The sequence below is a fragment of the Streptomyces phaeochromogenes genome (assembly GCF_001418655.1).
GTDB lineage: Bacteria > Actinomycetota > Actinomycetes > Streptomycetales > Streptomycetaceae > Streptomyces > Streptomyces phaeochromogenes.
In genome coordinates this window covers 1-12,999 of record NZ_LIQZ01000295.1, presented here as the reverse complement: position 1 = coordinate 12,999, position 12,999 = coordinate 1, and the positions used below count along the sequence as shown (strand labels likewise).

The following is a 12,999-nucleotide window of genomic DNA, read 5'->3' as shown; positions in this document are numbered from 1 at the left end:
GTGAGAGTGAGGGCCGCGGCGGCCGGCGCCGCGGCCCTCACTCTCACGGTCGGTCTCGTGACCCCGCTCAACCCGGCGCCCCAGCAGGCCGAGGCGGACGGCAAGAAGGTCCTGACGGTCGCGGTGGCGCAGAGCGTCGACTCGCTGAGCCCGTTCCTGGCTCAGCGGCTGGTCAGTACGAGCATGCACCGGCTCACGTACGAGTACCTGACCAACTACGACCCGAAGGACAACCACGCGATCCCGGGTCTGGCCACCAAGTGGGAGCCGTCCGCGGACAAGCTCACCTGGACCTACACGATCCGCGACAACTCCAAGTGGTCCGACGGCAAGCAGGCCACCGCCGAGGACGCGGCATGGACGTTCAACACGATGATGACCGACCAGGGCGCGGCCACCGCGAACGGCAGTTTCGTCGCGAACTTCGAGAAGGTCACCGCGCCGAGCCCCACCAAGCTCGTCATCGAGCTGAAGAAGCCCCAGGCCACCATGGCCGCGCTGGACGTGCCGATCGTGCCGAAGCACGTCTGGGAGAAGGTCGACGACTTCTCGAAGTTCAACAACGACAAGTCCTTTCCCGTCGTCGGCAACGGCCCCTTCGTCCTCACGGGCTACAAGGCCGACAGCTACGTACGGCTGAAGCCCAACAAGTCGTTCTGGCGCGGGGCCCCGAAGTTCGACGAGCTGGTGTTCAGGTACTACAAGGACCAGGACGCCGCGGTCTCCGCCCTGCGCAAGGGCGAGGTCTCCTTCGTCGCGGGCTCCCCCGCGCTGACGTCGGCCCAGGCCGCGTCCCTCAAGGGCGACGAGAACATCAAGGTCAACGATGCCCCGGGCCGCCGCTTCTACGCGCTCGCGACCAACCCGGGCGCGAAGGCCAGGAACGGCAAGAAGTTCGGTGACGGCCACGAGTCGCTGCTCGACCAGAAGGTCCGTCAGGCCCTGTTCATGGCTGTGGACCGCAAGACCGTCATCGACAAGGTCTTCCAGGGCCACGCGGTCGAGGGCGAGGGCTACATCCCGCCGCGCTTCTCCACGTACTCCTGGAAACCGTCGGACGGTCAGAAGCTCGCGTACGACCCCGAGAAGGCGGGCCGGCTCCTGGACGAGGCGGGCTACAAGAAGAACGGTGACGGCAAGCGCGTCGGCAAGGACGGCAAGCCGATCGACTACCGCGTCCTGTGCCACGCCACCGACCCGAACGACAAGGCGGTCGGCAAGTACCTCCAGGAGTGGTGGGGCGAGCTCGGCATCGGCGTCACCCTCGACTGCCTCGACAACGTGACCGACCCCTGGCTCGCGGGCAAGTACGACCTCGCCTTCGACGGCTGGTCGGTCAACCCCGATCCCGACTTCGTCCTCTCCATCCACACCTGCTCCGCGCTCCCGGCGACGCCCAAGGACATCGGCGCGACCGACAACTTCATCTGCGACAAGAAGTTCGACGAGCTGTACGCGCAGCAGCTCGCCGAGTACGACCCCGCCAAACGGGCGGAGATCGTCAAGCGGATGGAGTCGCGGCTGTACGACACCGGGTACATGAACGTCATGGCGTACCCGAACGCGGTCGAGGCCTACCGCACCGACCAGATCGCGTCGATCACGAAGATGCCGGAGGCCGCGGGCAACATCTACGGCCAGGACGGCTACTGGAGCTGGTGGTCGGCAACTCCGGCCGCCGCCAGCGAGTCCTCCGACGACTCCAGCCAGACAGGCGTCATCATCGGCATCGTCGCGGGTGTCGTCGTCCTGGCGGGCCTCGGGGTGTTCTTCGCGATGCGCCACCGCGCCACCGCCGAGGACCGCGAGTAGCGGCCCGGTACCGCGCACAGCCAGCCAGTCGGGAGTGATCGAGAGTTGAGAACCGTTCATGACCGCTGAAGCGACACCCCCGCTGGTCGGGAAGACCGACGGCCCGGCCCCGGCCGGTCCGTCGGTCCGCGGGCCGCGGGCACGCACCACCGACGGATATCCGCGGTACGTGGCGGGCAAGCTGGGCGGCGCGGCCGTCTCGCTGCTCGCCGTCCTCGTCACGAGTTTCTTCCTCTTCCGGCTGATCCCCGGCGACCCGGTGAAGTTCATGACCGGCGGACGTCAGGTCTCGGCCGAGCAACTGGCCGCCTACCGGCGGGAGTTCGGGCTCGATCTGCCCATGTGGGAGCAGTTCACGGACTACTGCGGCAAGGCGCTGACCGGCGATCTCGGTACGTCGTACCAGTTCCGGGCACCCGTCATCGACAAGATCACCGAGTCCCTGCCGAACACGCTGCTGCTCACCGGCACGTCGTTCGTGATCTACACGGCACTCGGCATCTTCCTCGGCACACGGGCGGCCTGGCGCAACGGCCGGATCGGCGACCGGCTCAACACCGGTCTGGCGCTGACCCTCTACTCCATCCCGTCGTTCTGGCTGGGGCTGCTGCTGATCATCGTCTTCGCGGTGGGCATCGGGCCGATCCCCGGCCTCTTCCCGACGGGCGGCATGGAGTCCGGCGACGAGCAGGGCTTCGCGTACGTCCTCGATGTCGCCCATCACCTGGTCCTGCCGGTCGTGACGCTGGTCGCGGTCGAGTACGGGCAGACGCTGCTGGTCACGCGCTCGGCGCTGCTCGACGAGATGGGCAGCGACTATCTGACGACCGCGCGGGCCAAGGGCCTGCGGGACGATCTCGTACGCCGCCGCCATGCCGTGCCGAACGCGCTGCTGCCGACGATGACGCTGATCTTCATCAACCTCGGCCGGACCGTCGCGGGCGTGATCCTGGTCGAGACGGTCTTCTCCTGGCCTGGCCTCGGCGGGCTCTTCTACCAGGCGCTGAGCGTGCCCGATCTGCCGCTGGTGCAGGGGCTGTTCTTCGTCTTCGCCGCCGCGGTGATCGTGATGAACACGCTCGCCGACCTGATCTATCCGCTGCTCGACCCCAGGGTGGGCCGATGACGACGACGGACCCGGACGAGCCGATGACCACCGAGGCGCCTCCCCCGGTGGCTCCCTCCGAAGCCCCCTCGCCACAGAAGGCCGGTCCCCGCGCCCTCGCGTGGCAGCGCCGCCGTCGCTCCGCCGCCCGCTTCTGGCAGCGGTACCGCACCCACCGCGCCGGTGTCTTCGGTCTGGCCGCCCTCGCCCTCTTCGCGCTGATCGCGCTCACCGCGCCGCTGACCGTCGGCTCGGACGTGCAGAGCGTGACGAACGCGCCGGGGCGGCCCATGGAGAGCCCGAGCGCCGAATTCCCTTTGGGCACCGACCAGTTCGGGCGCAGTCTGCTCGGTCTCTTGGTGTGGGGGGCGCGGGTCTCCCTCCTTGTCGGGCTGCTGGCTGCCGTCCTCTCGGTCGCGATCGGCGCGCTCATCGGCATCACCGCCGGGCACTTCCGCGGCTGGTACGCGACGGTGATGATGCGGATCACGGACTGGTTCCTGGTCATGCCGACGCTGGTCCTGGCGATCGCGCTCGCGACCGTGATGTCCCGCTCGCTCGGCACGATCATCCTGGCGATCGGCGTCACGACCTGGCCGACGACGGCACGGCTGGTGCGCGCACAGACCCTCGGCGTGGAGTCCCGGCCGTACATCGAGCGGGCCAGGGCGCTCGGCGGTGGCCACTGGCACGTCATGTCCCGGCACGTCCTGCCCAACGTCATGCCCCTCGTCCTGGCGCAGACGACCCTGATCATCTCCTCCGCGATCCTCGCCGAGGCGACACTCGCCTTCCTCGGCCTCGGCGACCCGACGGTCGTCTCCTGGGGCGGTCTGCTCCAGGACGCGCGCGAGGCGGGCGCGGTCAGTGCCGGGAAGTGGTGGTACCTCGTGCCGCCGGGTATCGCGATCGCCGTCGTGGCCCTCGCCTTCACGCTGTGCGGGCGCGCGGTCGAGTCCGTCCTCAACCCCAAGCTGGGGGTGACCCGTTGAAGCCGCCGAGCACTCCGACCGCCCAACCCCTGCTGGACGTACGGGACTTGAACGTGACGTACGCCGGAGGGGTGGCCGCCGTGCGCGGGGTGAACCTCACCGTGAACGCGGGCCAGAAGCTCGGCATCGCGGGCGAGTCGGGCTGCGGCAAGTCCACTCTGGCGCTCGCGCTGCTGCGGCTGCTGCCGGCCGGGACCCGGGTGACCGGGGAGATCCTCCTGGACGGCGAGGACGTACTGACCATGAAGTGGGGGCGGGTACGGGCGGTCCGCTGGGCCGGTGCCTCGATCGTGTTCCAGGGCGCGATGCACTCCCTCAACGCCGTGCATCGCGTCGGCGAGCAGATCGCCGAGCCGATCCTGCTGCACAGGAAGGCGACCCCGACGGGCGCGCGGAAGAAGACCGGCGAACTCCTGGAGCAGGTGGGGCTTCCCGCGGCGCGGGCGTCCGCGTATCCGCACGAGCTGTCCGGCGGCCAGCGCCAGCGCGTGATGATCGCCATGGCCCTGGCCTGCGACCCCCGCCTGGTCATCGCCGACGAACCGACGACCGCGCTCGACGTGATGATCCAGGCACAGATCCTGCGGCTGATCCAACAGCTGGTCTCCGAGCAGGAGTTGGGGCTCATGATGATCAGCCACGACCTGGCGGTGCTGTCCGACACCTGCGACCGGCTCGCGGTGATGTACGCCGGGCGGGTGGTGGAGGAGGGTCCGGCCCGGCAGGTGTACGAGGACGCCCGACACCCTTACGGGCAGGCGCTGTCGGCGGCCTTCCCGCGGATCGGGGACGCCGGGTCGCGGTTCGCGCCGCGCGGGCTGCCCGGTGACCCGCCGGATCCCGCGGTCCTCCCGAGCGGCTGCACGTTCCATCCGCGGTGCGCGGTGGCGCTGGACTCGTGTGCCGCGGAGGACCAGGCGCTGCGGTCGGCGGAGGAGGACCGGCGGGCGGCTTGTGTGCACGTGGGACCGGTGGCCGTGGCCGACGAAGCGAGGAGCACCCCATGACGACGACCGCGACGGTCCCGCCGGTCCCCCAGGTCCCCTCCGGTCCCCTGCTGAGCGCCGAGGGCCTGCACGTCACGTTCCCCGCCCGGCGCGGCGACACCGCCCCGGCGCGGGCCGTCGACGGCGTGGACCTCGACATCCGGGCCGGTGAGATCGTCGCCCTGGTCGGCGAGTCGGGCTGCGGAAAGACGACCCTGGCGCGCTCGCTCCTCGGTCTCGTCCCGCCGACCGCGGGCCGCGTCACCTTCACGGGCCGCCCCCTCGACTACTCCTCGCGCGCCCTCAAGGCGTACCGCAAGCGCGTCCAACTGGTCCTCCAGGACCCGAGTGGCTCGCTCAACCCCCGGCACACGGTGTACGACGCGGTGGCCGAGGGCCTGCGCATCCACCGATACGGGGGCGACGAGCGCGAGGCGGTGTCAACGGCCCTCTCCCGGGCGGGACTCCGCCCCCCGGAGCGCTTCTTCCTGCGCTACCCGCACGAACTCTCGGGCGGCCAGCGCCAGCGTGTCGTCATCGCGGGCGCCCTCGTCCTGGAGCCCGAACTCATCGTCGCCGACGAGCCGGTGGCCTCCCTCGACGCGTCGGTACGCGGTGAGATCCTGGCCCTGCTCCTGCGACTGCGCTCCGAACTCGGCCTGTCCGCCCTGGTGGTGACCCACGACCTGGGCCTGGCATGGAACATCGCGGACCGGGTGGCGGTGATGTACCTGGGCCGAATCGTCGAGACAGGAGCCGTGGAGGACGTCCTGACGGCCCCTCAACATCCCTACACCCAGGCCCTGTTGTCGGTCCTCCCCGAGGCCCCCGGCGACCCGGTCGTCCTCACCGGCGAGCCCCCGGACCCGTCCCGCATCCCCACCGGCTGCCGCTTCCACGCCCGCTGCCAGATCCTGGCAACCGGCGAGGCGGAACGAGCGGGCGTCGCGGACGCGTGTCGAAGGGAGGACCTACCGGTACTGGACGGCGGAGGCGGGGCACAGGTGGCATGCCACTGGGCGAGGGCATCCGCGGTGCGCTAGTGGTCCAGCAGGGGCGCACCATCAGGGGCGCGGGGAACTGCGCACCCAGCGGCAGCGAACCCGCACCAGCAACTTACCGCCCGCCGTCGTACGCCTCGATCAACTCCCGCGACCGCTTGACGTCATCGGAAATCGCTTCGAGCAACGCCTCGATGGACTCGAACTTCGCCTGCCCCCGCACAAAGGCGAGAAAGTCCACGGCCACATGCAGCCCGTACAGATCGAGCCCCACCCGATCGATGGCGTACGCCTCAACCGTGCGCTCGGTCCCGTCGAACTGGGGATTCGTGCCGACAGAGATCGCCGCGGGCATCGCCTCGCCCTGCGCGTGCAGCCAGCCGGCGTAGACGCCGTCGGCGGGGATCGCGGTGTGCGGGAGCGTCTCGACGTTCGCCGTGGGGAAGCCGAGCTCACGGCCGCGCTGGGCGCCGCGCACGACGATGCCCTCGACGCGGTGCGGGCGGCCGAGGATCTCGCGCGCCCCTTCGACATCGCCCTCGGCGACCAGCCGCCGGGTCATCGTGGAGGAGAAGGGCTCGCCGCCGCCGGCTTCACCGGTCACGTAGAGATCCACCACCTCGACCTCGAAGTCGTACGTCTTGCCCTGCTCGGAGAGGAAGGCGACGTTGCCCGCGGCCTTGTGGCCGAAGCGGAAGTTGGGGCCCTCGACGACGGCCTTGGCGTGCAGCTTGTCGACCAGGACCTTCACCACGAAGTCGGCGGGCGACAGCTTCGAGAACTCGGTGGTGAAGGGCAGGATGAGCAGCGCGTCGACGCCCAGCTCGGCCATCAGCTCGGCGCGGCGGTGGTGCGGGGCGAGCAGGGGCGGGTGGCTGCCGGGGCGCACGACCTCGCTCGGGTGCGGGTCGAAGGTGACGACCACTGACGGGACGCCCAGCTCACGCGCCCGTTCCACGGCATGCGTGATGATCAGCTGGTGCCCGCGGTGGACCCCGTCGTACGAGCCGATGGTGACGACGCTGCGCCCCCAGTCCTGGGGGATGTCCTCCAAGCCACGCCAGCGCTGCACTGTGACCGCTCCTCGTCGAACCCGTGTCCGTGTCTGCCTCATTACGCAGCTCTAAGAGTGCCATGCCGGGTCCGCTCGGCCCGCATCGGCATGGGGCGCTGTGACAGGGGGCACGTGACGGCCGCGGAGGGCGCGCGGTCACACCGGAACCCGTGCCCCCGTCAGGTTCTCGATCATGCGCCGCGTGCTGGGTCCGACCAGGGTGGACCAGTCCTCGGGAGCGTCGGCGAGCCAGCCGGCGACCAGGGCGGCGAAGCCGGGAATCCGGCGGCTCTGGTCGAGAAGGGCACGGTCGAAGACGGTGGCGCCGTCCGGGGTGCGGACGAGCAGGAGACCGGCGCTGTGGACCAGCGCGCGGGTGTGCTCCTCACCGCCGCGGGACACGCTACGGGCCGCACCCTCCGCGGCGGCCCGGACGAGCGCGTCCAGAACCACCGGGTCGTGCTCGCGTGTCAGCAGCAGATCCAGGAACTCGCGGCGCAGCGGATGGGCCACGGGCGTGCCGGGTGCCGCGAACGCTTTGGCGAGCGCGGCCCGCAGCTGCGGCCTGCCTCCGTCGAGGAGCCCGGTGACCAGGGGATACAGCACGGAACGGGCGGCGGGGCCGTGCTCAAGGCGCCGGTCGACGTACGCCGCCACGTGCGCGACCGCCTCCGGACGCCGCTCCACGACATCCCGTACGAGCACGGCGACGCGGCGGGCCAGCGCGGGGGTGGTGACCTCGGCGAGCGTGCGCAGCGCCTCGCCCGTGTCCGGCTCGCGCAGCCGGTCGCCGAACGCGGCGAGGACCGGTTCCGGATGCGTCTCCAGCGCCGCCGTCAGCGCGCTCGCGGGCAGGCGCGGGTCGCCCGCCCTGAAACGCGCGAGGGCCCCCGGCAGATGGCGGGCCCGGGTGTGCGGATCGCGGACGAGGAGCGCCAGCGCGGCCCCGTGCAGCGTGCAGTCGCCGGGGCGGGCGAGCAGGAAGAGCGCGGCGTGGCGCAGCAGCTCGCGGTCGGCCTCGGTGCGTACGTGCGGCGCGGCCCGCAGTCCGTGGGTCATCGCCGCCGCCCGGCGGGCCGGCCGCTCGTCGTGCGTCCAGCGGTCGACAGCCCGGCACACCGCGGACGGTTCCTCCTCCGCGAGGACGGCCAGGAGCTCGTCGGCGCGCGGGTGCGCACTCTCGGCCAGGGCCTCCGTGAGGTCGTCCAGGGCGCGGCGCCGATGAGTGTGGAGCAGGGCCTGGGCGGCGGTCGCGACGGTGGCGTCCGGGGTCGCGGGCAGCGGGCGCTCGTCGTCGAACCAGTGGGTCAGGTGGGGCTGAGCGGCGGCCGGGTCGGCGGCGAGCAGCCCGGACACGGCGTCCAGGTAACGGAGTTCGGTGGCCGGCGGTGCCTCGTCCGCGACGACGAGCCGCCTCAGCAGATCGAAGCGGTGCGCCTCCGGCAGCGGCAGCCGGGTCCAGAAAACGGGCCCGAACTCCCCCGGCACGGCCCGCCCTTCGGCCCGCCACGTCACCACCCGCTCGGCGAGGTGCCGCAGCACTCCGACGTACGGGGTCGCGTCGGGCACCCGGAGCAGTACGCCGCTGAGGAGGCGGGTGGCCCACCAGGACCCGGCGTCCGTCGCCTCCAGTTCGTCGACCGCGCGAAGCAGCTCACGCAGCCGGAGGGTGAGATCGGCGTCCCCTTGTTGACGCGGCAGGAGGAGCAGGGCGTGGAGGACGGGACCGATGCGGTGACGGGGTACGGGGGGAGGCTCGGGCTCGTACGGGGACTCGGGCTCATCCCGCTGTTCGTGGTGCACCAGCGCCCGGAGTGCCGTGTCGAGGTCGAGGTGCATGCCCTGGATCCAGTCGGCCAGCTCCTCGTGGGCGAAGCGGTAGCCGTCTCCGGCGGGCACGAGGAGGCCCTCCGTGAGGACCGCGGACGCCCAGCCGGTACAGCCGCCGAGCCGTCGGTCGGGCACCGGCCCCCACGGGAACACGGACTCGAACGCCGCCCGGTCCAACTCCCCCTGCCCCGGCCCCAGACAGCGCCGTGCAGCCGCGTGCACCTGCCCGGAGACCCTGGCCGCGAGCCGCCGTACGGCCGTACCGCGCAGCCCGTTCGCCGCCGCGAGCCGTACGGCCACCCGCAGACACATCAGATCGAGATACGCGGCGAAGACCTCGTCCCGCCCGACGACAGGCTCGACCGACTCGTCCCGCTCCACCCGCTCCACCGGCCCGACCGGCCCGTCCTGCTCATCCCGCTCGTCCGAGGCGGCAGGCAGCGACATCGCAGCCCGTACCTCCGACAGCAGTCGCAGCATCAGCGGATGGCGGGCGTCGGGGCCGTCCAGGGCTCCCTCCGGCACCCCGTACCGCGCCCGGGCCCGCCGTGCCTCGCCTTCGTCCAGATCCCCGAGCCGTACACAGGCTGGCAGCCCTACGGGGGCCTCGTCACCGCCCCGCTCGGACCCGTACAGCAGCTCGCGCGGGAACTCCGCCCCCGCCCACTCCCAGTACTCGGCTCGACAGGCCACGACCAGACGTGCCCCGTGCGCCCGCAGCCACTCGGCGGTGCCCTCGGTCCACTCGGACAACCGGTGCGCGAGAGCGGGCGGCATCTCCTCGGGGCTGTCGAGGAGAAGCAGGAGGGGACGCCCGGTGTCCCGGGCGAGACGGGCCAGACGCTCGGGACGGATGTCACCGAGTTCACCGATCTCACCGCCCGAGGGGCCGGGCTCCGGCGAAGGCGCCCAGGTGCCCACGCCCCGGGCCTCCTCCGCACTGCCGGAGGCCGAGGCCGCCACGATCCGCCCCGCCCGCTCCAGTGCCCTCCCCGCCGCGTCGGCCACCGACGAGTCGGCGTCCAGCAGGTCGACTCCACGCAGCCACAGCGTCGGAGCCGGCTCCGGGCCCAGGTCGCGCCGGGCGGAGAGGGCCGCCAGTTCCGTCGTACGGCCGCTTCCCGGGGCCCCGACGAGCCCCAGAACGGCGTACGGACTCGCGAGGAAGGCCCTCAACTCCCGTACGGCATCTGCTCGTTCGACGGGATCGACCTCACCGGAGCCCGGCGGGGCCTCGACGGTGGCGGCCAGCTCCAGCACGCCCGCCAGATTGAGGTCGTCCCCGTACGCGGGGACCGTCGCCGCATTGCGGGCCAGCAACTCGGCGAGCGCACCGCCAGAATCAGAGCCGGGGCCAGAACCAGTGCCGGAGCCGGAGGCCATCCGCCCCGCGGACAGCGGCACGGCGAAGCCCCCCACCCGTCGCCCGGAGTGAAGTGCCGTTCCCAGAACGGCGACGACCGCACCGGTGGCCGCGTCGATCACCGGTCCCCCCGCCGCCCCGCCCCCGAGGCGCAGCGCATCGCTTCCCGCCGTGCCGATCGCCAACTCCAGGGCGTCGTCGAGGAGATGGAAGCGGTCGGTCGCCGTGTACGTCACGGCGGACGTGCCACCCAGCACCCGGGCCTCGCGCCAGCCGCCCGCGGCGATACGGACGTACGTACCGCTCTCCACGGAGTCCCGGACGGTGACCGGGAGGGGGGCGAGGCCGAGGCCGTCCGTGCCGAGACCGTCCAGGTGGATCAGGGCGAGGTTCAGGGACGGCAGGAGGGTGACCGAGTCGGCCGTCACCAGGCAGGTGCGGCCACCAGGGGCGTGCAGGACGAGCCGGGCGAGCCCGTCGACCGCCTCGTGGCTGGTGATCACCGTGCCCTGGTGGTCGGCGACGAACCCGGTGCCGCGCGGCCGTCCGGCGAGGTCGCTGATCCGCACCAGGGCTCGGTCCGCGGCTTCGACCATGTCCGCCGCTTCGACCGAGTGCGCTGCATCGACGCCGTGCGCTGCTTCGACGCCATACGCCGCCTCAGCCGCGTACGCCGCCTCGGGTGCGTGCCGGGCAGCGTCCGGCAACTGATGACGGCCCCCGGTCCGCGGGCCCCGTCCCGCCATGCTCGAACCTCCCCGCCGCGCGCGTCGCACCGTGCCACCGACGCCTCGTCTCCGACGGTAGGCGCGAGGTGATCGGGCGCGACAGATCGCGAGCCGAACGAGCCCCCTTCCGCTCCCCCGGTTCACTCCGAGCGCCTGCCCGGACGGGTGAATACACGAGGTCGGATGGATACACCCTTGGGTGGGGGAACCGAGGGGGGACAGTGGAGCGGCGCACACAGGAATCCCCGTGAACGCCGCTCCACGACGAACCCGACTGAGCGGGCCGACCAGTCGGGTCAGCCGAACACCGCCAGGCTCTTCGCCTTGCCCTTCTGCTCCTCCACCAGTGCCAGGAACCGCCCCTCGGGATCGAACACCCCGACGGCCCCGGCCCCTGCGTACTCCTCGGGCATCTCCAGCCGCACACCGTTCGTCAGCAGCTGCCCGCGCTTGGCGTCCACGTTCCAGCGGGGGAACGCGGCTGCGGCGGCCTCCGCCATCGGCATCACGGTCAGCTCTTCCTGGAGCTGGTCGAGGGTGCGGGCGGAGTCGAGCTTGTACGGGCCGACGCGGGTGCGCCGCAGCGCCGTCAGATGGCCGCCGACGCCCAGGTCGGCACCCAGGTCGCGGGCGAGCGCGCGGATGTACGTGCCGGACGAGCAGACGACCGAGACGACCAGGTCCAGGACGGGCGTACCGTCCTCGGCGACCGCGTCCCGGATGTCGTACACGGCGAACGACGAGATCCGTACCGGACGGGCCGGGATCTCGAAGTCCTCGCCGTCGCGTGCCCGCTTGTACGAGCGCACGCCGTTGATCTTGATGGCGCTGACCTTGGACGGCACCTGCATGATGTCGCCGCTGAGCTTGGCGATACCGGCGTCGACGGCGTCCCGGACCACCTTGGAGGCGTCCGTGGACGAGGTGATGTCGCCCTCGGCGTCGTCGGTCAGGGTGTTCTGCCCGAGCCGGATGGTGCCTAGGTACTCCTTCTCGGTCAGCGCGAGGTGTCCGAGGAGCTTGGTCGCCTTCTCGACGCCGAGGACGAGCACGCCCGTCGCCATGGGGTCGAGGGTGCCCGCGTGTCCGACGCGGCGGGTCTTCGCGATCCCGCGCATCTTGGCGACCACGTCGTGCGAAGTGAAGCCCGACGGCTTGTCCACGATGACAAGGCCGTCGGGCGTCTTCTGCTTCTGCGTCATTCCGCGGCGTCGCCGTCCGTCTCGTCGTCCTCGCCCGGCTTCTTGTACGGGTCCGCCTCACCGGCGAAGGTGGCGCCGGCCGAGACCTCGCGCACCTTCGCGTCCGAGGCCCGTGCCTTGTCGAGCAGGTCCTCGATGGTCTTGGCGGTGTCCGGCAGGGCGTCCGCCACGAAGGTGAGGGTCGGCGTGAACTTCACACCGGCAGCCGCACCCACGGCCGAGCGGAGCACGCCCTTGGCGCTCTCCAGGCCGGCGGCGGCCTCCGCACGCTCCTGGTCGTCCCCGTACACCGTGTAGAAGACGGTCGCCTCCCGGAGGTCCCCGGTGACCCGGGTGTCCGTGATGGTCACATGCGAACCGAGCCGCGGGTCCTTGATCCCGCGCTGCAGCTTCTGGGCCACCACCTCTCGGATGAGGTCCGCCAGCTTCTTCGCCCGCGCGTTGTCGGCCACTGGTCCGTCTCCCTCTTTCTTGCTGTTCTGTGTACGGCCGATCCTTGTCGCCGCACGCTGCATACGCTCAGTCGTCGTCTTCGCCGTGGAACCGCCGTCTCACCGACAGCAGCTCCACCTCGGGACGGCCGGCGACCAGACGCTCGCAGTGGTCCAGTACGTCGGTCAGGTGCCCCGCGTCCGCCGACACCACCGCGAGGCCGATGCCGGCCCTCCGGTGGAGGTCCAAATGGTCGACCTCCGCGGCGCTCACCGCGTACTTGCGCTGGAGTTCGGCCACGATGGGGCGGACGACGGAGCGTTTCTCCTTCAGTGACCGTACGTCGCCGAGGAGCAGATCGAAGGACAGAGTCCCCACGTACATATGTGTATCCGGATGTCCCGCCGGTACGGGGTAGATGGCCCGGCCAAGCTCTTGGCGGGACATCAGAACCGTACAACGAACCCCCGGGACCGCTCGACGGGGTTTTCGCC

The 12,999-nt window shown here is 71.5% G+C and carries 10 protein-coding genes; 5 read left to right on the top strand and 5 right to left on the bottom strand.

All coding sequences use genetic code 11. From position 1 onward, the window contains the following. From AOK17_RS33405 to AOK17_RS33385, 5 genes are read left to right on the top strand one after another with little or no spacing between them, the layout of a single operon-like run. Positions 1-1,812 carry an ABC transporter substrate-binding protein gene (locus AOK17_RS33405; protein ID WP_063997335.1) on the top strand — a complete coding sequence of 604 codons (1,812 nt, stop codon included), beginning with the start codon at positions 1-3 and terminating at the stop codon, positions 1,810-1,812. 58 nt (positions 1,813-1,870) lie between these two features. Then, positions 1,871-2,938: an ABC transporter permease gene (locus tag AOK17_RS33400; protein ID WP_055616325.1), complete on the top strand. Its 1,068-nt coding sequence runs from the start codon at positions 1,871-1,873 to the stop codon at positions 2,936-2,938. Between the two features lie 23 nt (positions 2,939-2,961). Then, positions 2,962-3,909: an ABC transporter permease gene (locus AOK17_RS33395; RefSeq protein ID WP_055616328.1), complete on the top strand. Its 948-nt coding sequence runs from the start codon at positions 2,962-2,964 to the stop codon at positions 3,907-3,909. After that, a complete protein-coding gene (locus AOK17_RS33390) occupies positions 3,906-4,916 on the top strand; it encodes an ABC transporter ATP-binding protein (RefSeq protein WP_055616324.1) in 1,011 nt (336 codons plus the stop codon). Before AOK17_RS33395 ends, AOK17_RS33390 begins: the two co-directional genes overlap by 4 nt. Further along, positions 4,913-5,938, top strand: coding sequence for an ABC transporter ATP-binding protein (locus AOK17_RS33385; RefSeq protein WP_055616323.1), 1,026 nt, complete (start codon positions 4,913-4,915; stop codon positions 5,936-5,938). The genes AOK17_RS33390 and AOK17_RS33385 overlap by 4 nt, the downstream gene beginning before the upstream one ends. Before the next feature lie 73 nt (positions 5,939-6,011). On the opposite strand, the gene AOK17_RS33380 is transcribed toward AOK17_RS33385, so the two are convergent. The 5 genes from AOK17_RS33380 to AOK17_RS33360 form a co-directional block, all read right to left on the bottom strand. Next, positions 6,012-6,968, bottom strand: coding sequence for a bifunctional riboflavin kinase/FAD synthetase (locus AOK17_RS33380; protein ID WP_079053425.1), 957 nt, complete (start codon positions 6,966-6,968; stop codon positions 6,012-6,014). A gap of 138 nt (positions 6,969-7,106) precedes the next feature. Then, positions 7,107-10,889 carry a trypsin-like peptidase domain-containing protein gene (locus AOK17_RS33375; protein WP_425424658.1) on the bottom strand — a complete coding sequence of 1,261 codons (3,783 nt, stop codon included), beginning with the start codon at positions 10,887-10,889 and terminating at the stop codon, positions 7,107-7,109. A gap of 278 nt (positions 10,890-11,167) precedes the next feature. After that, entirely contained in the window at positions 11,168-12,073 is a 906-nt protein-coding gene (truB, locus tag AOK17_RS33370; protein WP_055616321.1) for a tRNA pseudouridine(55) synthase TruB, read from the bottom strand. After that, positions 12,070-12,525 (bottom strand): 30S ribosome-binding factor RbfA, encoded by a 456-nt coding sequence (gene rbfA / locus AOK17_RS33365; protein WP_055616320.1) that lies wholly within the window; start codon positions 12,523-12,525, stop codon positions 12,070-12,072. The genes truB and rbfA overlap by 4 nt, the downstream gene beginning before the upstream one ends. Positions 12,526-12,592: 67 nt before the next feature. Next, entirely contained in the window at positions 12,593-12,889 is a 297-nt protein-coding gene (locus tag AOK17_RS33360) for a DUF503 domain-containing protein (protein WP_055616319.1), read from the bottom strand. Positions 12,890-12,999: the final 110 nt, after the last annotated feature.